This window comes from Streptomyces sp. Tu6071 (genome assembly GCF_000213055.1).
Taxonomy (GTDB): domain Bacteria; phylum Actinomycetota; class Actinomycetes; order Streptomycetales; family Streptomycetaceae; genus Streptomyces; species Streptomyces evansiae.
The window spans coordinates 4,432,429-4,452,619 of record NZ_CM001165.1 but is presented as its reverse complement, the minus strand read 5'-3'; the positions used below and the strand labels follow the sequence as shown (position 1 = coordinate 4,452,619).

The window sequence follows — 20,191 nt, the reverse complement described above, 5'->3', positions numbered from 1 at the left end:
ACCGGCTGAGGCGCCGCAGGCCGGGATACCGGAGGGGTCCGCCACTCGGCGGGGCGAAGCGACTCCCCCGGTCCCCGCTCACCCCAGCCGGGTGAGCTTCGTACCGAGGCCCGGCTCGCTCAGCGCGGACCGGAGCACGACCGGGACCTCGACGGCGCTGCTCGTGCCGTCCCCGGCCCGCAGCACGCCGACCTTCGTCCCGGCCGCCGCCTCGTGCGGCAGCGCCGTGCCGTCGTCGACGAGCTTGAGCCGCACGGTCAGGCCCGGCCAGCCGACCGCCGTGAGGTCCTTGGCCGCGACGACGGGCGTGGTGCCGCCGAGACCGTCGTCGACACTACCGACGACGTCACCCTTCTTCACGACCTTTTCGGCGACGAGGGTGCCCTGCGCGGCCTCGATGAGCGCCTTGCCCGCGTTGAGCGCGCCGGTGAGGATCGAGTTGTCCTCGGGCGCGGGCGGCTGGGCGAGCACGGCGCCGACGATGGTGCGGGTCGTGCCGCCGACCTCCTTCGTCGCGGCGTAGAGCAGGTTGCCGCCGGCCGCCGTCGTCGTCCCCGTCTTGATGCCGACGGTGTTGTTCATCGGGACGAGGCGGTTCCAGTTCGTCTGCGTCTTGCCGTTGCTGTCCACGTACGCGGGCATCCGCACGACCTCGCGGAAGAGCGGGTCCTTCATCGCGACCTTGCCGAGCTTCACCTGGTCCTCGGCGGTCGAGACCGTCGTCTTGTTGAGGCCCGAGGGGTCGGTGTACGTCGTGTTCTTCATGCCCAGCTCGTCGGCGGCCTTGTTCATCTTCGCGACGAAGTCCTTCTCGGACCCGGCGTCCCAGCGGGCGAGCTGGCGGGCGATGTTGTTCGCCGAGGCGAGCATGATCGCCTCGATCGCCTCCTTCTGCGAGAGCTTCTGGCCCGCGCGCACGTCGACCGTGGACTCGTTCTGCGCGGACAGGCCGGCGTCGTCCTCGGCCTTCTGGTCCATCGTGATGCTCGCCCCGTCGCCACCCTTCTTGACGGGGTGGTCGCGCAGCACGAGGTACGCGGTCATGACCTTCGCGACGCTCGCGATCGGCACCGGCTTCTGCGCGCCCGAACTGCCGAAGCTGCCGAGCCCGTCGACGTCCATCGCGGCCTGCCCGCTCTTCGGCCACGGCATGGGGGCCGCCTTGCCGGAGAACTGGTACGTGGTCGCGGCGGTGAGCGCGAGCGTGGGCTGCGGGAGCGGGCGCACCGCCTGCACGACGCCGAGGACGACGACCAGGAGCAGGACGAGCGGCGTCCAGATCTTGAAGCGCCGCACGACCGTGCGCATCGGGGTCTCGGGCGGGGGCGGCGTGTTGGTCAGCTCGGCGAGCAGGTCGAGCGGTGCCTTGGGCGGCAGCGGCTGCTGCCGGGTCTCCTCGGCTCCGACGGCCGTCCCGGCCGGGATCTCGGCGGTGATCGAGGCGGGGGTCGTGGGGCTCGTGGAGGACGGCGTGGAGCCGGTGGTGGCGTTGTCGGGCTGGGACGCGGTGTAACCGGCACCGAAAGGGGACGAGGACTTGGCGGCGGAGTCGTCCGCGGGCGCGGCGCTCTTCCCGGCGGCGGCCCCGGAGGGCTGGGCGGACTTCCCGGCGGCGGCTCCGGAGGGCTTGGCGGCCGGGGCGTCCGTCCTCGGCTTCTTCTTCGCCTTGGCGGGGGCCGCGTCCGTGGCCTTGCCGGTGGTACGGGGCTCGGCGGGCGTCCCCGCTGCGGCGCGGGGGTCCTTCGGGCGCAGCGCGGCGGGGCGGGCGTCGTCGAGGGGGCGCAGCGGGACGAACGTGCTCGTGCGCTCGGCGGGGGGCTCCTCGTCGGGGAGCGGCCCGGCGGGCTTGAGGCCGGCGGGCTTGGGGGGCTCGGGGGCGTCGGCCGGCTTCGGCTCGGCGGCCTTGGGGGCCTTGGCGGCTTTGGGGGCCTCGGCGGGCTTGGGGGCGGCGGCCTTCGGGGCGTCGCTGAGCTTCGAGCTGGGGGCTTCGGCTTCGGGGAGCTTCAGGACGGTCGTGGTGTGGTCGGCCGCGGGGCGCACGACGCCGAAGACGGAGAGGGACGTGGTGGGGGTGTCGACCTTGTGGAACGAGAGCCCACGGGTCGCGGGGGCGGGCTTCGGCTCGGGGCCCGCCTTCCGCCCGGGAGCGGACTCCGGGGAGGACTTCGGCTCCGCCTCGGGCTCGTGGGGCTCCCCCGGCTCCTCGGCGGGCTCCTTCGCCGCCTCCGGTTCCGGCGACTCCTCCGGTACGCGGGGCTCCTCGGCCTGCGCGGGTACGGCCTCGGCCTCGCGCTCGGGCGCCGCTCCGGTGCCCGTACCGCCCGGCTCCGTACCGTCGTCCTCCGGAGCCTCCCGCGCCTCACGCGCCTCACGCGCCCACGAGGGGCCCGCGGGCTTCGCGGCGGGCTCGTCGGCCCGTGCGGCGGGCTCCTCGGCCCCTGCCGCCGGTTCCCCGGCCCGTGCCCCGGGTTCCGCTGCCCGTGCCTCCGGTTCCTCCGTCTCGTCGGCCGACCGCACCCACTGCGCGACCGCCGCGCGCAGCCGGTCGTCGGGGCGCGAGACGGGGATGCCTCCCCCCGTTCCCGTCGTACGTGTCCGGGCACTCCCCTCCGGTGAGTTGTGCTCCTGTGCCCTGTCGGGGGACTCGCCCGCCACCGATGCCTCCTCCGTAAGCCGTGCGCGCACGCACGCGAACCGGTCGTGCTGCCGAACCTCTACCAGTGTCCTTGGCACGGCCGCGACTCGGGCTCGGGACAAGAACGACATGTGTGCGCATTCCCTTTCATAAAGGTCAGGCACCCTCGACAGACCAATGTGAGAGGGGTCACCCTGTCAGACATCCACGCGGGGAGGCATGGATGGGCAAGAGCCGCAGAACACTTCCGGAGGAGCTTCTGCTGCTCGCTCTGGACCCGGCCACGGGTACCACAGCGCAGCCGCAGTCGCTCGACCTCGGTCTGGCCGGAGCACAGCTAGTGGAGCTGGCGCTGGCCGGACGGATAGCCCCGGACGGGGACCGGATCGCCGTGGTCGTACCGCGGCCGACCGGTGATCCGACCCTGGACCACGCGCTTGAGCTGTTGCGCAGGCGTGGCGCCCCGGTGCGCGCGGTCCACTGGATCGGTGGGCCACGTCTCGGGCTGCGTCAGACGTATCTCTCGCACTTGGAGCGCATCGGCATGGTCACCGCCGTCGCGGGCCAGATGTGCGGGGTGCTGCCGACGACGCGCTACCAGGCCGCGGAGACGTCGACGAGCAGGGAGATCAGGTCCCGGCTCGACACGGCGATCCGCACCGGCGTGCCACCGGACCCGCGTACGGCCGCGCTCGCGGCCCTCGCGCACGCGGTGGGCCTCGGCAAGCACCTCTATCCCGGCAACGAGGGGCGCTCCTCGCGCTCCCGGCTGCGGGACCTGATCCGGCACGACCCGATGGGCGGACTCGTGGCGCACGCCGTCATGGACGTGCAGAACGGGGTCGCCGCGCCCGCCCGGCGTGGGCAGGGGCAGGCACCGGGACGCGTCCCGTCCCAGCCGCAGCGGGCCGCGACGGTGACCACGGCGGTGCGCTGACGCCTTCGGCGGGCCGCCTCGGCGGATCGCTTCGGCGAGCCGGTAGTTCTCGATGTACGTGTACAGCGCGACGTACACGTACGGCTTCACGTGTACGGGGCGACCCGGCCGGGCGGCAGACGGCGCGGGGCGCCCCGTACGCGTACCGGAGAACGTCCCGCACGCGTAACCGGCGAACGCCCCGCACTCGTACGGGAGGTCACCCCGTACCACCCCCAGCGCCCCTTTACACCACCGGGCGCCGCTCCGTCGTGCCGTTCCGCGTATTTGGCTCAACTCGACTGTTTCGCGCCCGGGTACGGCGTGTCGGTGGCACCCTGCTGAGCAGCAGACACGCGCCGCCTCGTGCGGGGCGGTGAAGAACGCGAGCCGGAGGTGCCCGCCCGTGGCGTCCAATGTCAACCCCACCGTCAGGCGTCGGCGACTGGGTCAGGAGCTGCGCAAACTGCGCGAGGCGCGGAACATGACGGCCGAGGAGGTCGCCGAGCGCCTGCTCGTCTCGCAGTCGAAGATCAGCCGCCTGGAGAACGGGCGGCGCAGCATCAGCCAGCGCGATGTCCGCGACCTGTGCGGGGTCTACGAGGTCGAGGACCTGCGCATCGTCGACTCGCTCATGCAGATGGCCAAGGACTCGCGCCAGCAGGGCTGGTGGCACACCTTCGGCGACATCCCCTACTCCATCTACATCGGTCTGGAGACGGACGCGGCGAGTCTGCGGATCTACGACCCGCAGGTGGTGCCGGGGCTGCTCCAGACGCCCGAGTACGCGCACGCGCTCGTCACCGGGGCGCTGCCGGAGACGGCCGCCGCCGACATCGAGAAGCGGGTACGGGTGCGGATGGCCCGCCAGGACCGCGTCAGGGACGTCAACGCCGAGAAGCCGCTGCGACTTTGGGCCGTCATCGACGAGGCGACGCTGCGCCGCAGGGTCGGCGACGAGGACGTCATGCGGGGGCAGTTGGAGCACCTCGTCAAGATGTCCCACCTGCCGCACATCACGGTGCAGGTGATCCCCTTCGAGGTGGGCGCGCACCCGGGGCTCAACGGGCAGTACGCGGTACTGGAGTTCCCCGACACGGCGGACTCCAGCGTCGTCTACATCGAGGGCGTCGTGAGCGACCTGTACCTGGAGAAGGCGGCGGAGGTCGAGCAGTACAGCGTCATGTACGAGCACCTGCGCGCGATGGCGCTCAACCCGGATGTGAGCCGCGACTTCATCACGCGTGTGGCGCAGGAGCTGTACGGGGCGAGCGGGGAATGAGGCGACTCACGAGGTGAGTTGACCGCGTGGCGCGGGACGGTACACCCTTTCCCGCACTCACGGTAGGGACCTCTGGAATATGCCATCCGGTCGGGTGAACGATCGCTTTCGGCGCGGCGGGGGGCGGGTAGCGTCGTTCACGCCACCTGATGCGGCCCGAAGCGGCACGTCAGGGGGCGTATCGGCGCCCGTCGGCCGTTCCGGCGGGGGCGTCGCCACCACCTCGTACAACCGGAGCAATTCTCATGTCTCTTCAGCACGGTCGCACCAACGAATGGGTCAAGTCCTCGTACTCGACGGGCAATGGAGCCTGTGTCGAGGTCAAGTCCCCCGTCTCCGCGTCGATCTCGGTGCGTGACTCGAAGGTCTCCGAGGGGCCCGAGCTGGGTTTCCCGGCCGCCTCGTGGGGCACTTTCGTCACCGCCGTCACCCGCGTCCCCGGCGTCTGATCCGCCCGCGGCGCCCCGCGGCGCCCAGGCGCCCGCACCCCCCGTACAGCCGCTTCCCGCCGCTTCCCAGGGTGGGGCGTGGTGGCACGAGCCCTCTCGACCGGTCCGCCGTCCTGGCCGAGGGGGCTCACGCGTGTCCGCGACCGTCCGGCCCCGCCTCAGAGTTCGCGCGGGTAGCGCTCCAGCCAGGCGAAGGCGGCGCGGTCGGGGCCGTGCAGCGCGGGGCCCTGGGTCATCTCCAGGGCGAAGTCCTCGGCGAGGGCGAGGAGGCTCGCGCGGCCTTCGAGGGCGGGGAGCCAGTCGGGAGGCAGGGCGGTGTCGCCGTGCGCGGCGCCGAGCAGCGCGCCGCACAGGGCACCGCGCGCGGCCGAGTGGGGGCCGTGGCCGACGGCGAGGAGCAGGCCGGTACGGAGGTCGGGGGCGACGGCGGCGGCCCAGACGGCGAGCGCGAGGCCGCGCGCGGGCGAGCCGTCGCCGTGCAGCGCGGCGGCGCGGGGGCGGTCGGGGGCCCCGGCGCGTACGGCGTCGAGCGCGGCGGTGAGGGCCTCGGTGACGGGCTCGTGCCCGGGGTGGCGGCCGAGGAGCGGGAGCGCGGCCCGTACGGCGTCCTCGGGGCCCGCGCCGCGGGTCAGGGCGTGGACGAGGAGGGCGTGGGCGCCGGCGGTGAGCCGCGAGACGGGGTGGCCGTGGGTCTGCACGGCGCATTCCAGGGCGAGTTGGAGGACGAGCGCGGGGTCCCAGCCGCTCAGCAGACCGAGCGGCGTGGAGCGGGTCGCGGGGGCGAGGCTCAGGGCGCGCGGGTTGCGGGGGCGGTCGAGGGTGCCCGCGCTCGCGTCGCCGAGCGCGGTGAGGCAGTCGCGGTCGGGGGAGCGGCGGGCGTAGAGCCACTCCTCGCGGGCGAGCCAGCCATCGGTCGTACGGCGCTCGTCGGGCCCCCACTCGTGCTGCGTCGCGTACCAGCGGCGGTAGGCGGCGTGCAGATCGGTGGGCGGGTGCCAGGCGCCCGTGTCGCGCCGCACCTGCGCGCGGATGAGGCCCTCGGTGGTGAAGAGCGCGAGCTGGGTGTGCGCCGTGACGGTCCCGGCGCGCCCACCGCCCGGCACGGCGAGCAGATCCCCGGGCCCGTTCGCCCAGAACGCCTCACCCCCGGCCACGTCGAGCGGCGCCCCGAGCGCGTCCCCGAGCGCGGCACCGAGCAGCGCCCCGCGAATACGGGCCCGGTAGTCCTGCTGCTCGGGACGGCCCCAGACGGGCTGCGACGCGGAGGGCGCGGGATCGGCCGCGGGCCGGGACCGCGCCCCTGGCGGGGCTTCCGTCGCGGGCGTCGGCGCTCCCGGGGGGATGGCGTGCGCGCGGTCCGCTGTCCCGGGTGTCGCGCTGCCCATTGGCTGCCGCCTCCTTCGCCGCTGTGGGGATCTCGCACGCTAGCGGGTGCGAGGAGGGGGTGTCACGGGGAACGCGGGGACGGGGCGGGGGGCGACAGGTGTACGGGTACGGGGCGCCGACTCGCGCGGGCGGCGCCCCGTACCCGTGGAACCCGGCCGGTGAAGCGCTCCGGCCGGTCAGTCCAGGACCGGGAGGAGGTCGGGGAGGTGGCCGTCGGAGGCGCGGGCGGTGGTCATGCGGTCGGGGGGGACCTCGCCGTAGGTCGTGGTGCGGGGGCGGTGGGGGCGGCCCGCTGACTCGGCGATGGCTTCGAGGTCGCGGAGCGAGCGGTAGGAGCCGTAACGCGAGCCCGCCATGCGGGAGATGGTCTCCTCCATCAGCGTGCCGCCGAGGTCGTTGGCGCCGGAGCGGAGCATCTCCGCCGCGCCCTCCGCGCCGAGCTTCACCCAACTCGTCTGGATGTTGGGGATGTAGGGGTGCAGAAGGATGCGTGCCATCGCGGTGACCGCGCGGTTGTCGCGGGCGGTCGGGCCCGGACGGGCGATGCCCGCGAGATAGACGGGGGCGTTGGTGTGGATGAAGGGGAGGGTCACGAACTCCGTGAAGCCGCCCGTGCGTTGCTGGATCGCGGCGAGGGTGCGGAAGTGGCCGAGCCAGTGACGGGGCTGGTCGACGTGCCCGTACATCATCGTGGAGCTGGAGCGGATGCCGAGTTCGTGCGCCGTCGTGACGACGTCGATCCAGTCCGCCGCCGGGAGTTTGCCCTTGGTGAGGACCCAGCGGACCTCGTCGTCGAGGATCTCGGCGGCCGTGCCGGGGATGGTGTCCAGGCCCGCCTCCTTGGCGGCGGTCAGCCACTCCCGTACCGAAAGCCCGGTGCGCGAGGCGCCGTTGACGACCTCCATCGGCGAGAAGGCGTGCACGTGCATTCCCGGGACGCGCTCCTTGACCGCGCGCGCGATGTCGAAGTACGCCGTACCGGGCAGGTCGGGGTGGATGCCGCCCTGCATGCAGACCTCGACGGCCCCGACGTCCCACGCCTGCTGGGCGCGGTCGGCGACCTGGTCGAGGGAGAGCGTGTAGGCGTCGGCGTCGGTGCGGCGCTGCGCGAAGGCGCAGAAACGGCAGCCGGTGTAGCAGACGTTGGTGAAGTTGATGTTCCGCGTGACGATGTAGGTGACGTCCTCGCCGACGACGCTCTTGCGGATGTCGTCCGCGATCCGGCACACGGCGTCGAGCGCGGGCCCGTCCGCGTGCAGGAGGGCCAGCGCCTCGTCGTCGGTCAGCCGGGTCGGGTCGTCGGCGGCGACGGCGAGCGCCTGCCGTACGTCGGTGTCGATGCGCTGCGGCACCATGCCGGGCGCCGCCTGCTCGCGCAGGGCCGCCCAGTCCCCGTACACCGCGTCGAAGTCGCCGCGCCTGTCGCTCGTACGGCCCTCCGTGTCGATCGCCGTGTGCAGGTCCGTACGGCCGCTCGCCGTGAAGCCCTCGTCGGGCTCCTGCCAGGGAAGGCCCTCGGGTCGCGCGCCGGGGCGTGCGAGGCCGGTCTCCGGGTCGGCGAGGGCGCGGACGTGCGGGAGGAGGCGCGGGTCGAGCCAGGGCTCGCCGCGCTTCAGGAACTCCGGGTAGATCGTGAGGCGTTCGCGCAGCTCGAACCCCGACTCGGCGGTGCGCGTGGCGAGTTCGTCGATGTGCGGCCAGGGGCGCTCGGGGTTGACGTGGTCGGGCGTGAGCGGCGAGACGCCGCCCCAGTCGTCGATGCCCGCGCCGATGATGAGCGCGTACTCCCGGTCGACGAGGTTCGGCGGCGCCTGGATGCGCGCCTCGGGGCCGAGGAGGTGGCGGGCGACCGCGATGCACGCGGCGAGTTCCTCCAGCTCCGCGTCCGGCATCGCGCGCATCGCCGTATCGGGCTTCGCGCGGAAGTTCTGGACGATGACTTCCTGGAGGCCGTGGTGGGCGCGCTGGATACGGCGGAGCTGGAAGAGGGAGTCGGCGCGCTCCTCGTACGACTCGCCGATGCCGATGAGGACCCCGCTCGTGAAGGGCACGTTGCTGCGGCCCGCGTCCTCCAGCACGCGCAGGCGCACGGCCGGTTCCTTGTCCGGGGAGCCGTAGTGGGGACCGCCCTTCTCCGACCACAGCCGCGTCGCCGTCGTCTCCAGCATCATGCCGAGCGAGGGCGCGACGGGCTTGAGCCGCTGGAGGTCGGACCAGGACATGACGCCCGGGTTGAGGTGCGGGAGGAGACCGGTCTCCTCCAGGACGCGGATCGCCATGGCCCGTACGTACGCGAGCGTGTCGTCGTAGCCGTGCGCGTCGAGCCACTCGCGGGCCTCGGGCCAGCGGTCCTCGGGCTTGTCGCCGAGCGTGAAGAGCGCTTCCTTGCAGCCGAGCGCGGCGCCCTCGCGGGCGACGTCGAGGATCTCGTCCGGCGACATGAACATGCCGTGGCCGTCGCGGCGGAGCTTGCCGGGGACGGTGACGAAGGTGCAGTAGTGGCACGTGTCCCGGCACAGGCGGGTGAGCGGGATGAAGACCTTCTTCGAGAACGTGAGCACGCCGGGCCTGCCCGCCGCTTCGAGCCCCGCGTCGCGGACGCGCGCCGCCGAGGCCGAGAGGTCCTTCAGGTCGTCACCACGGGCCTGGAGCAGGACGGCGGCCTCTGTCACATCGAGCGCGACCCCGTCCCTCGCCCGCCGCAGCGCGCGGCGCATGGCTGATTCGGTGGGCCGGGAGGGGTGCGGAGCAGTCATGACGTCGAGCATAGGACGGGGGCGGGGCGGGCGGAGGGGGGCCTGCCGGTGGGGGGCTGCCGGGTGGGGGGCCGCCGGGGAGGGGCTGCTGGTGGCGGGTCTGCCGGTGACGGGTCTGCCGGTGAGGGTGGGGCCGGGGGCGTGCGGGCGGGGAGGGGCGCGGGGGTGCGGCCGGGGAGGAAGGCCCGAGCTGCCGACCCGGGGCCGGTCGGGGTGGGTTTTGCCGGTGAACGGGACGGCGGACCGCAGCCGGGGGGCTGGTCGCCGTTCCCTCGCTGCGGTCCGCCGCCTCGCTCGTACGCGTCACGCCACCGACGCCGCCAGGACCGCCAGAGAGGCGATGAGGACCGCGACCCGCGCGTAGTGGTAGCGGTCCCAGGCGCCCAGCTGGGTACGCCAGTCCTCGGGGACGCCCGTCTCGTCCCACTTCGCCACCCGCGAGTTGATGGGGACGAGGAAGACGATCGACATCACGACGCTCGCCGCGAGCAGCAGCACGCCGACGAGGACGAGCACGCCGCCGCCGAGCCCGGCCCACACGGCGCCGAGCACCGTCGTCCCGATGTACCAGAACGGCATCACCCGGCCGAGCAGCTTCGCGCCGCCCATCCGGCCGCGCAGACCCATGTCGCCGGGGAGGGCGTTGAGGATCGCGTTGACGAAGAACGCCACCGAGAACTCGACCCCGACGAGCATCCCGGCCGCGACGATCGTGACGACGGCGAGCACCTGAGTGGTCATGTCTGTCTCCCCCAAGAGATATAGCAGCGCTAGAGATTGGAGCGACGCTAGTTGACGTCTTTGGGAAGCGTAGGGCTAGCAGCGCTCGGATGTCTAGCGGTGACTGCGGATTGGTGGTGGGGGGCGGTCGTGGGGGTGGGGGTGGGGACGTGGTGGGGCGGGTGGGGGCGGGCGACTGGGGGCCGAGGTGCGCACGTGCGGGGGTGGGGTGGCCGGGGGGAGACGAGGGCGTACGCACCAGGAGGGGCGGCCAGGGTGCTGGTGCGGGGGGGGCGCGCCGGGAGAGGTGGCCGGGGGTGCGGGTGCGGGGGGGGCGAACGTGCTGGGCCGCGCGGGGGCGTTGAGTGTGCCGGTGTGCCAACGCGCCGAGGCGGGCCGCCCGGGGGCGCGGGGGGCCACCGCCCGTGGGGTCTCTGCGGACGACACCGCCCGTGAGGCGCGAGCGCCGGCTGCGCGGGTGTCGCCGCCGGGGCCGTTCGCTCGCCGGGGAGGCGACGCGGCGGGGGCGTGACGGGTCGTCGTCTCGTGGTGCACATGGCTTGGCGCGGGACCGCTCCCTTGTCCACAGGGGCGGGCGATTGTCGGACTTTCAGTCCGGGGGTGCCGACGGTCCTCACTCCAAAGTGTGGGCCGTTGCGCGGGTTTGGGGAGGTTGTCCACAGATGCGGGCGGATGTGGGCCGGGCGGTTGCGGGAGCTGGAAGACTGGTATTGGGGTCGCCCCCCGGGAGGGAGGGGGCTGTCCCGGGGTGCCCGATTGACAGCCCCTCACCCCCCTCCCGAGGCTGACGTTTCCGCCCTCGGCAGGCAAACTGGCCTCTGTGACCGCCGACGGCCGGCCGGGGCGGCCGGCGAAGGGGAGACGAGAATGAACGACGGACCCGGGATACCGGGGCGGGGCGCCCCGGACACGGGACCCGCCACCACCGCAGCGCACCCCGCCACCACCGCAGCGCACCCAGCCACCGCGCCGCACCCCACCCCAGCGGACGCCACGGTCCCCACCGCCACCACACCGGACGCCACCGTGCCCCACGCCACCGCACCGGCCGCCGCCACACCGCACGCCGCCACACCGCACCCCACCACCCCGGCCCCCGCCACATCCGACCCCACCGCACCGCTCGCGCCCACCCCGCACCCCACGGCAACGACCACCCCACCCCCACACCAGCCCCCACCCCCGCAACACCCCCCACCCCACTCCCCACAACACCCCCCTCCCCCACCGCACCTCCCACCACCCCACCCACCCCCCACCCCCACGACACCCCCCTCCGCTTCGCCGTCCTCGGCCCCGTCCGGGCGTGGCGCGGGGCCGAGCAGTTGTCCACCGGGTCCCCGCAGCAGCGCGCCCTTCTCGCCGTGCTCCTTCTCCGCGCGGGCCGGACCGCCACCGCCCCCGAGCTGATCGACGCCGTGTGGGGCGAGGAACCGCCCGCGCAGGCGCTCGCCGCGCTCCGTACGTACGCCTCGCGGTTGCGCAAGGCGTTCGGCGGGAGCGTGCTGCGCAGTGAGGCGGGCGGCTACGCGCTGCACCCCGACGCGCTCGGTGCCGACGCGCTCGACCTCAGCCGTGCCGAGGAGCTGGTCGCCGCCGCCGACGCCGCCCGCGAGGACGGGGACCTGTGCCGGGCAAGAACCCTGAGCGACGAGGCCCTCGCGCTGTGGGAGGGCGAGCCGCTCGCGCAGGTTCCCGGGCCGCACGCCGCCAACCAGCGGGCCCGGCTCACCGAGTGGCGGCTGCAGGTCCTGGAGTCCCGCTTCGCGATGGACCTGGAGCAGGGCTGCCACGCCGAGGCCGTCTCCGAGCTGACCGCGCTCACCACCGCCCACCCGCTCCGCGAGCGCCCCCGCGAGCTGCTCATGCTCGCCCTCTACCGCTCCGGCCGCCAGGCCGAGGCCCTCGCCGTCTACACCGACACCCGGCGCCTGCTCGCCGAGGAGCTGGGCGTCGACCCGGGCCCCGCGCTCGCCCGTCTCCAGCAGCGCGTCCTCGCGGGCGACGAGGAGCTGGCCCGTTCCCCGCAGCCCGCCCCGCGCGGCGGTCCGCCCCCGCTCAAGCCCGCGCAGCTCCCCGCCTCCGTACCGGACTTCACGGGCCGCGAAAGCCTCGTCAAGGAGCTGAGCGACACGCTCGCGGGCGCGGGCTCGCAGGTCATGGCCGTGTCCGCCGTCGCGGGCATCGGCGGTGTCGGCAAGACCACGCTCGCCGTGCACGTCGCGCACAGCTCCCGCACCACGTTCCCCGACGGCCAGCTCTACGCCGACCTGCAGGGCGCCGGCGCACACCCTGTCGACCCCGAGACCGTGCTCGGCGGCTTCCTGCGCGCGCTCGGCGTGCGCGACACCGCGCTGCCCGCCTCGCTCGACGAACGCGCGGCGCTCTACCGCTCCGCGCTCGACGGCCGTCGCGTCCTCATCCTGCTCGACAACGCGAAGGACCCCGCGCAGGTCCGTCCGCTGCTGCCCGGCACGGAGGGCTGCGCGACGCTCGTGACGAGTCGCCAGCGCATGGTCGGCCTCGCCGGGGCGCACCTCGTCGACCTCGACGTCATGTCCCCCGAGGAAGCCCTCACGCTCTTCACGCGCATCGTCGGCGCCGAGCGCGTGCACGCGGAGCGCGAGGCGGCGCTCGACGTCGTCGCCTCCTGCGGCTTCCTGCCGCTCGCGATCCGCGTCGCCGCGTCCCGGCTCGCCGCCCGCCGCACCTGGACCGTCTCCGTGCTCGCCGCGAAGCTCGCCGACGAGCGGCGCAGGCTCGACGAGTTGCAGGCCGGGGACCTCGCCGTCGCCGCGACCTTCGAGCTGGGGTACGGGCAGCTCGAAGCCCATCAGGCGCGCGCCTTCCGGCTGCTCGGGCTCGTGGAGGGCCCGGACATCTCCCTCGCCGCCGCCGCCGCGCTGCTCGGCCTGGACCGGTACGAGGCCGAGGACCTCCTCGAATCCCTCGTCGACACCTCGTTCCTCGAATCCGCCGCGCCGGGCCGCTACCGCTACCACGACCTCGTGCGGCTCTACGCGCGCTCCTGCGCCGAGCGCGACGAGCAGCCCGCGTCGGTGCGCGCCGACGCGCTCGGGCGGCTCCTCGACTTCTACCTCGCGACGGCTGCCCGCGTGTACGCGCTGGAGCGGCCCGGGGACCGGCTCGTCGACCACCTCGTCCCGACCCGTTACCCGGGCCTGGAGCTGACCGCGCCGGAGGAGGCGCAGGACTGGCTCTACGCGGAGGCGCAGAGCCTGCTCGCGACGGCCCGCAGGGCCACCGAGCGGCCCGAGTCGCTGCCCGCCGCCGTGGATCTGCTGTGGGTCGCGAAGGACCTGAGCGAGTCGGGCGCGAACACGCGGCAGTACCGGGAGACCGTGCGGGCGGCGATCGCGCGGGCCGAGGAGAGCGGCGCGGACCAGGTACTCAACCGGGCGCTGCTCGTCCTCACCGACGCGGAGCACGCGGCGGGAAGGCTGGGCGGTGTGCGCGAGAGCGCGGAGCGCATCCTGGCGCGCGCGGGCGACGAGCCGGACGCGCTCGTCGTGGCGTGGGCGCACAACATCCTCGGCGTCGGCGCCCTCTACCGCGAGGAGTACGAGGTCGGCGAGCACCATCTCGCCTCGGCCGTCGAGCACTTCCGCGCGCTCGGCGACCAGGCGGGCGAGGCGGCGGCCCAGTGCAACCTCTCGCGCGTCCACCTCGCGACGGGGCGGCTCGACAGCGCGATCGCGCTCGCCGAGCGCGGCACGGCGCTCTACGAGGCGGCGGGCAACGCGCTGCGCGGGGCCAACGGGCGGTACGCGCTCGGGCTCGCGCTCACCGAGGCGGGCCGCACCGCCGAGGCCGCCGAACGGCTCGGCGAGGCGCTCGGCGTCTTCCGGGCCAACCGGCAGCGGCTGTGGGAGGGCATGACGCTGTGCCGCCTCGCCGAGGCCCGGCTCGCGGAGCCCGACGCGGCGGTGCGCGCCGCGGCCGACGCCGAGAACGCGCTCACCGTGCTCGGCGGCATCGGCGGCGAGTGGCGGCGCGCGCAGATCCTCACCGTGCTCGGCCGCGCGCTCGCCAGGACGGGGCAGGCCGGTCGCGCGCGGGTGTGCTGGAGCGATGCCGAGCGGATCTACGAGGAGCAGTCCGCCGGTGCCGAGGCGGCCCGGGTGCGGGCGCTGCGGGAGGCGCTGCCGGTCGGCTGAACCCGCCACGGGCCCACCACGGCTCTCACCGGTCCTCCCCGGGCCCCTGCTGTCGGTCCTCCCGGGCCCCGGTCGCCGGCCCCTCCGGTCCCGGTCGTCGGCGTTCATCGTTCGTTTATCGCCCCCCGCCATGCTGAGGGCAACCGTTCCGTCGCGTCGGGGGGCAGACGGCACGGGGACCGGTCCGCGTTCACCGTGAGAGGGTGAGCCGCCCGGGTATCGACCGCCCGGCCACCGACCGGGGGAGTGGCCGGGCGGGTCCCGCCCCCGGGCGCGGATCGCTCCGACGTCCCCCATGAAGAGGGAGAGCACACGAGATGGCCGACACGCAGCAGCCCGAGAACGTCGTCCAGCCCAACGGTGACGTGCACGCGACCGGCAGTCCGGCGAACCCGGACGGCGATGTCCACGCCACCGGCGGCACCGTGGACGGCACCGAGGTGGAGACCAAGGACGTGCACGCGACGAGCATCCCGCTCAAGCCGCTGAAGGACGTGCACGCGACGGGCGGCCCGGCCAACCCGGACGACGTCCACGCCACCGGCGAGACCAAGTGACCGCATGACTGATTGACCATTGCCCGGTGCCCTCACGCCCCCGAGGGCGCGGCACCGGGTGACGGGGGCCCCGACCGGCGGAACGCACGGGGGACGCGCACGGGCGTACGGGGGACGTACGGGGAAGTGCGCGCGGACGTTCCGCCGGAAACGGGTCGGCGAGGGCTGGGGGGCCTTCGCCGGCCCGGGGGGACACATGGGGGAAACGCACCGGCCGTGGCGGTCTTCGGGGGAGGACCACCACGGCCGGTGCACTCGCATGCCCTGACATGCCGCCTCAATTGCCGTGTCCTGCCCGCCTGTTGGCCGGAAGCCGGGTCTGCCGTCCGCTCTCGCGGGTAGACGGGGGACAAGACGCGGGACGGTCGACAGGGAGGCGTGCCATGGTCCGCAATGTCCTCGGAGGGGTACTCGCCGTGCTCGGCGCGGCCGGCGCCGTCGCGAGCCCCTTCCGCCCCTGGTACGCCGCGCGGCTCGGCCGCGAGTACCGGCTTCCCGACCTCTTCTCCTCCGGCGGGATCACGGCGGCGCACCCCAATCTGCTGTGGTCGCTCTTCCTGCCGTTCCTCCTCGCCGCCGCGCTGACCCTCCTCGGGCTCCTCACGCGCCTGCGGACGCCGGTCCTGCTCGCGGGGGGCCTCGCGCTCGGCTTCGCGGTGCTGTGGGCGGTACGGGTCGCCCAGGCCAACGGGGACTCGCTCACGCTCGCCGCGGACGGCTCCGGGCTGCGCCTCGGCGTCGCGGGCGCGGCCGGGGGCGGTGTCCTCCTGCTGCTCGCCGCGGGGATCATGGCGGGCCGGGTGCGCCGCGCCCCGGCGCCCCCGCCCGTCCCCGTACCGCCCCCGCCGCCGCCCGCCCCCGCGGACGGCCCCGACGGGGACGACTGGCGCGCGCCCGCCTCGTACGGCCCCACGGGGGCGAACGGTACGTACGGGTCGAGCCGCCCCGGCCCGTACGGGAGCCCCGAGCCCGAGCCGACCACTCCCCTGCCGACGATCCGGCCCCAGGACCGCTGACCGGCCGCCGGGGGGAGCGCGGGCGAGCCCGGGGGCTCAGCCGCGGCCCTGCGCCGACTGCGTGCCCGTGCCCTCCTTCGCGTCGAGCGCGTACACGCACCGGTCGCCGCTGCACGCGTAGACCACGCCGCCGCGCACGACGGGGGAGCCGGTCACGGCGCCGCCCGTGAGGAGCTTCCAGCGGAGCTGGCCGCCCGAGGCGCTCAGCGTGTAGAGGCAGTTGTCCGCCGAGCCGAAGTGCAGCAAATCGCCCGAGGCGACGGGGGCGCCGACGATGTCGCCGCCCGCCTGGAAGCGCCAGGCGGGCGTGCCGTGCACCGCGTTGAGGGTGTACATGCCGTTGCCGGAGGCCACGTGGACGAGGCCGCCCGCGACGAGCACCGGGTCGACGGAGGAGCGGGCCTCGGTCGCGATGCGCCAGCGGTCGCGGCCGTCCTCCGCGTCGAGCGCCCACACCGCGCCGTGGTAGTCCGCGACGTACACGCCGCCGCCCGTGACCGCCGGGCCCGGCGCGAAGGCGGGCGGGCTGAGGAAGACCGCGGGGGCCTCGAACTGCCAGCGCACCCGCCCTCCGTGCGCCTCGATCGCGAGGACGCGGGTGCCCGCGCACACGTACACGCTGCCGTCCGCCGCCGGGGTGACGCGCAGCGGGACGCCGCCGCAGGCGCTGACGTCGCCGACCGGGTACGACCAGCGCTCGGCGCCCGTGCGGGCGTCGACGGCGCGCAGCCTGGCGTCCTGCCACAGGTAGGCGGTGCCCTCGTGCAGGACGGGGGCCGCCTCGGTGGTCTCGAAGTCGGTCTGGAGGCCGCCGGCCTCCCACAGCCGTTCCCCGCTCGCCGCGTCCCAGCCGCGCACGGTGCCGCCCCGGCTCGCGGTGAGCACGGTGCCGCGCCCGGCGGAGAGCGCGTAGACCCAGCCGGGCGCCGCGGCGCGCCAGATCTCGTTGCCCGTGCGCGCGTCGAGCGCGTGCACGCCGGGGCCGTCGGAGGCGTGGATACGGCCCTGGTCGACGGCCATGACGAGGGCGACGTCGCGCGTCTTGAAGCGGCGGCGGCCCGTGGCCACGTCGAGGGCGTGCACCTCGAAGGACGTCACGTACACGAGGTCGTCGGCGAGCACGGGCGTGCCCCACACGTCGTTCGACATGCGGAACCGCCAGGGCCGCCACGGCTGTCCGGGGACGCCGGGGCGCGGCTCCGTGGCCGCCGTCGTGGGCGGCGCGGCGACGGGGGCGCGGCGGTTGGACTCGCGCGTCCAGCGGGAGGCGAGCGCGACGTGCCCGGCCTGCCGCTCCGCCTGGCCCGCCGCGCGCGCCTCGGCGACGCGCAGGCCCTCGCGGACCGGGACGCGCGCCCCGGGCAGCATGACCTCGGGCTCGGCGGCGTGCTTGCCGGGCTGGTTCGGGACGGCGGGCTCGACGGCGGGCCGGGGCGGCACGGGCGGGCTCGGCGGCACGGGCTTGGGCGGCGCGGGCTGGCGGGGGCCCATGCCCGTCCTGCTCTTCGACTCGATGAGCGCGACCGCGCGCGCGGGCAGCCACGCCGAGGCCGTGCCGCTGTCGTCGGCGCCCGCCGCGAAGAGGTGCGGCGACAGGGACGCCTGGAGGTCGGCGGGGCTCGGGCGCATCGCCGCCTCCATGCCCATGCACGACTCGATGAGCGGCTGGAGCTCCTCCGGCATGCCCTCCGTGTCCGGGCCCTCGCGCAGCAGCATGAAGACCGTCTCGACGGGGTTGGCGCCGTGGAAGGGCGCGTGGCCGGTCGCGGCGAAGACGAGCGTGGAGCCGAGCGAGAAGATGTCGCTCGCGCCCGTGACGCTGCGGGAGTCCTTCGCCTGCTCGGGGGACATGTACGCGGGGGTGCCGACGGCGACGTTCGTCATCGTCAGGCGGGTGTTGGAGACGCCGGAGGCGATGCCGAAGTCGATGACGCGGGGGCCGTCGTGCATGACGAGGACGTTCGACGGCTTCAGGTCGCGGTGCACGAGCCCGGCGCCGTGGATCGACTCCAGGGCCTCGGCGACGCCCGCGGCGAGCCAGCGCACCGCGTTCGCGGGCAGCGGCCCGCACTCGTTGACGATCTCCTCCAGCGAGGGCGCGGGGACGTACGCGGTCGCGAGCCAGGGCACGGCGGCGCGCGGGTCGGCGTCGACGACGGCGGCCGTGTAGAAGCCCGAGACGGCGCGGGCCGCCTCCACCTCGCGCGTGAACCGCACGCGGAAGAGCTGGTCCTGCGCGAGTTCGGCCCGTACCGTCTTGATCGCGACCCGCCGCCCCGAGGCGGACCGCGCCATGTACACGAGGCCCATGCCGCCCGCGCCGAGCCTTCCGAGGACCTCGAACTGCCCGATGCGTCGCGGATCGTGCTGTGTGAGCTGGTCCATCTCTTCCTCAGCCGCCTCCCCGTCCGGGACCACGAGCGCGGCACCTGCGCAGCGCCCGCCCCGGTGCACCGCCACACGGTGCCCCCTGATTGTTCCTTCCGAAACCCGCCCTGGCTAACCGGGGTGGCGTCCCGGAGTGTCCTGAGCTATGCGTACGCGGCGGTACGGGCTACTCCGCCACCACCCCGAAGACCGCTCCCTGGTCGTCCGCGAGCTCCGCGAACGTGCCGTACGGCGTCGCGCGCGGCCCGTCCCGCAGCCTGCCCCCGAGCCGGAGCGCCGCCTCGACGGCCTTCCCGCAGTCCCCCACCCGGAACTGCGCGAGCACGTGTGCGGGCAGTTCCACGGGCACGTCGTCCGCCGCCAGCACCGCGCGTCCGAGGACCGCCGTGTCGACGCCGGGCCCGGAGTCCTCGGGCGACCACAGCCGCTCCCCGCTCGCCCCCGGTACGTCGTACCCGACGTACCGGAAGACGTGCTCGTAGAAGGGGTCGACGGCCGCGCTCTCCCGCGTCCGCACCTCGCTCCACGCGTACGCGCCCGGGGCGGTCAGCTCCCGGAAGCCCTTGTCCGTGCCGGGCTGCCACAGCCCGAACACGGCTCCGTCCGGGTCGGCGACGAGCGCCCGCACGCCCCGTTCCCCGATCACGTCGGGGCCGCTGACGGCGGTGCCGCCCGCCGCGACGGCGCGGGCGAGGAGGCGGCCCGCGTCGGGGGTCGCGAAGTGGACGGTCCAGGCGGTGGGGAGGCGGCCGTCCGGCTTGCGGTAGAGGCCCGCGACGGGGTGCGGGCCCACGTACGCGTACGACTCGCCCGCCCCGGGCGGCTCGCGGAACCTCCAGCCGAACAGGGCCCCGTAGAAGCGGCGCCCCGCGTCCGCGTCCGGCAGCGCGCAGTCCACCCAGCAGGGCACGCCCTCGGCGAAATCCGCCATCCCGACCACCTCCCGGCACACGTCGCCTCCACGCTATTCGCCTTTTCCGAATCCCGCATCCCGGGCCGGAGAACCCGATTGGCGGACCCCGCCGAAACGCGTGCCGATTGACCGCCGGAATTTCCGCACCAAGATCTTCGAAAATCGTGTCACTCTCTCTTCTCCCCTTCTCGGCAAGGGAATTGAGGGACCGCAACGGGCTTATTCCGGGTTCCGCTCCCCATTTGCAGTCGGCCGAATAGCGCGACACGCCGGTCTCGGTAAGCTGACGGTATGACAGCACACGTACGCACCGTCGACGGCCGGGTGGCCGGAGAGCGCGGGCAGGCGACGCGTCAGAAGCTGCTCGACTGCCTCAGCGAGATGCTCGGCTCATCGCCCTACCGCGATGTGAAGGTCATCGACGTGGCCCGCAAGGCCGGCACCTCTCCCGCCACCTTCTACCAGTACTTTCCCGACGTGGAAGGCGCTGTCCTGGAACTCGCCGACGAATTGGCGAGCGAGAGTTCCGGACTGTCGGATTCCCTGGCGGGCCGCAGCTGGGCAGGAAAGACGGGCTGGCAGACCGCGCAGGAGCTCGTGGACTCGTTCATGGACCTGTGGCGCAAGAACGAGGCGCTGTTGCGCGTCGTCGACCTCGGCGCGGCGGAGGGCGACAAGCGGTTCAGCAAACTGCGCGTGAAGATCCTCGGTTCCGTGCATTCCTCGCTCACCGCCGCGATCAAGGACCTCCAGTCGAAGGGCCGCGTCGACAAGGACGTGAGCCCGGCGGCGACGGCGGGCGCGCTCGTCACGATGCTCGCGGGCGTCGCCTCGCACCAGAAAGGTTTCTCCTCCTGGGGCGCCAAGCAGGCCGAGATCCGGCCCGCGCTCTCGCAGCTCGTCTTCCTCGGCGTCACGGGCCGCAAGCCGACCCGCTGACGGCCGTACGGGGCGATTCGCCCGGCCGGGCCGCC

At 74.5% G+C, this 20,191-nt stretch carries 13 protein-coding genes; 7 read left to right on the top strand and 6 right to left on the bottom strand.

Annotated elements, in window-relative coordinates; genetic code table 11:
* Positions 1-78 precede the first annotated feature (78 nt).
* Positions 79-2,655 (bottom strand): D-alanyl-D-alanine carboxypeptidase, encoded by a 2,577-nt coding sequence (locus STTU_RS35915; protein ID WP_007825642.1) that lies wholly within the window; start codon positions 2,653-2,655, stop codon positions 79-81.
* A gap of 203 nt (positions 2,656-2,858) precedes the next feature.
* On the opposite strand from STTU_RS35915, the gene STTU_RS18555 reads away from it, so the two are divergent.
* The 3 genes from STTU_RS18555 to STTU_RS18545 all read left to right on the top strand — a co-directional run bounded on the left by STTU_RS18555 (position 2,859) and on the right by STTU_RS18545 (position 5,282).
* Positions 2,859-3,572: a GOLPH3/VPS74 family protein gene (locus tag STTU_RS18555; RefSeq protein WP_043255641.1), complete on the top strand. Its 714-nt coding sequence runs from the start codon at positions 2,859-2,861 to the stop codon at positions 3,570-3,572.
* 385 nt (positions 3,573-3,957) lie between these two features.
* Positions 3,958-4,833: a helix-turn-helix domain-containing protein gene (locus STTU_RS18550; protein WP_007825640.1), complete on the top strand. Its 876-nt coding sequence runs from the start codon at positions 3,958-3,960 to the stop codon at positions 4,831-4,833.
* Between the two features lie 245 nt (positions 4,834-5,078).
* The gene (locus STTU_RS18545) at positions 5,079-5,282 is read left to right on the top strand and encodes a DUF397 domain-containing protein (protein ID WP_007825638.1); all 204 of its coding nucleotides are present in this window, start codon (positions 5,079-5,081) and stop codon (positions 5,280-5,282) included.
* Positions 5,283-5,440: 158 nt separating this feature from the next.
* On the opposite strand, the gene STTU_RS18540 is transcribed toward STTU_RS18545, so the two are convergent.
* From STTU_RS18540 to STTU_RS18530, 3 genes are all read right to left on the bottom strand, one after another.
* Positions 5,441-6,667 carry an ADP-ribosylglycohydrolase family protein gene (locus STTU_RS18540; RefSeq protein WP_007825637.1) on the bottom strand — a complete coding sequence of 409 codons (1,227 nt, stop codon included), beginning with the start codon at positions 6,665-6,667 and terminating at the stop codon, positions 5,441-5,443.
* A 177-nt stretch (positions 6,668-6,844) separates the two neighbouring features.
* Positions 6,845-9,424 carry a bifunctional FO biosynthesis protein CofGH gene (locus STTU_RS18535; RefSeq protein ID WP_086021196.1) on the bottom strand — a complete coding sequence of 860 codons (2,580 nt, stop codon included), beginning with the start codon at positions 9,422-9,424 and terminating at the stop codon, positions 6,845-6,847.
* Between the two features lie 303 nt (positions 9,425-9,727).
* A complete protein-coding gene (locus tag STTU_RS18530) occupies positions 9,728-10,165 on the bottom strand; it encodes an anthrone oxygenase family protein (RefSeq protein ID WP_043255637.1) in 438 nt (145 codons plus the stop codon).
* A gap of 1,325 nt (positions 10,166-11,490) precedes the next feature.
* Here STTU_RS18530 and STTU_RS18525 point away from each other — a divergent pair.
* The 3 genes from STTU_RS18525 to STTU_RS18515 all read left to right on the top strand — a co-directional run bounded on the left by STTU_RS18525 (position 11,491) and on the right by STTU_RS18515 (position 15,916).
* Complete coding sequence (locus STTU_RS18525; RefSeq protein WP_007825631.1) at positions 11,491-14,343, top strand: AfsR/SARP family transcriptional regulator; 2,853 nt, start codon at positions 11,491-11,493, stop codon at positions 14,341-14,343.
* Between the two features lie 317 nt (positions 14,344-14,660).
* A complete protein-coding gene (locus tag STTU_RS18520) occupies positions 14,661-14,900 on the top strand; it encodes a hypothetical protein (RefSeq protein WP_007825629.1) in 240 nt (79 codons plus the stop codon).
* A gap of 383 nt (positions 14,901-15,283) precedes the next feature.
* Positions 15,284-15,916 carry a hypothetical protein gene (locus tag STTU_RS18515; RefSeq protein ID WP_007825627.1) on the top strand — a complete coding sequence of 211 codons (633 nt, stop codon included), beginning with the start codon at positions 15,284-15,286 and terminating at the stop codon, positions 15,914-15,916.
* A 36-nt stretch (positions 15,917-15,952) separates the two neighbouring features.
* Here the strand turns inward: STTU_RS18515 and STTU_RS18510 are convergent, their stop codons facing one another.
* Together STTU_RS18510 and STTU_RS18505 are read right to left on the bottom strand one after the other, a co-directional pair.
* The gene (locus STTU_RS18510) at positions 15,953-18,301 is read right to left on the bottom strand and encodes a PQQ-binding-like beta-propeller repeat protein (protein WP_043257530.1); all 2,349 of its coding nucleotides are present in this window, start codon (positions 18,299-18,301) and stop codon (positions 15,953-15,955) included.
* Positions 18,302-18,470: 169 nt separating this feature from the next.
* Entirely contained in the window at positions 18,471-19,235 is a 765-nt protein-coding gene (locus STTU_RS18505; protein ID WP_175417588.1) for a VOC family protein, read from the bottom strand.
* 273 nt (positions 19,236-19,508) lie between these two features.
* Here STTU_RS18505 and STTU_RS18500 point away from each other — a divergent pair, with 273 nt between their 5' ends.
* Positions 19,509-20,156, top strand: a complete 648-nt coding sequence (locus STTU_RS18500) for a TetR family transcriptional regulator (protein WP_007825622.1) — start codon at positions 19,509-19,511, stop codon at positions 20,154-20,156.
* Positions 20,157-20,191: the final 35 nt, after the last annotated feature.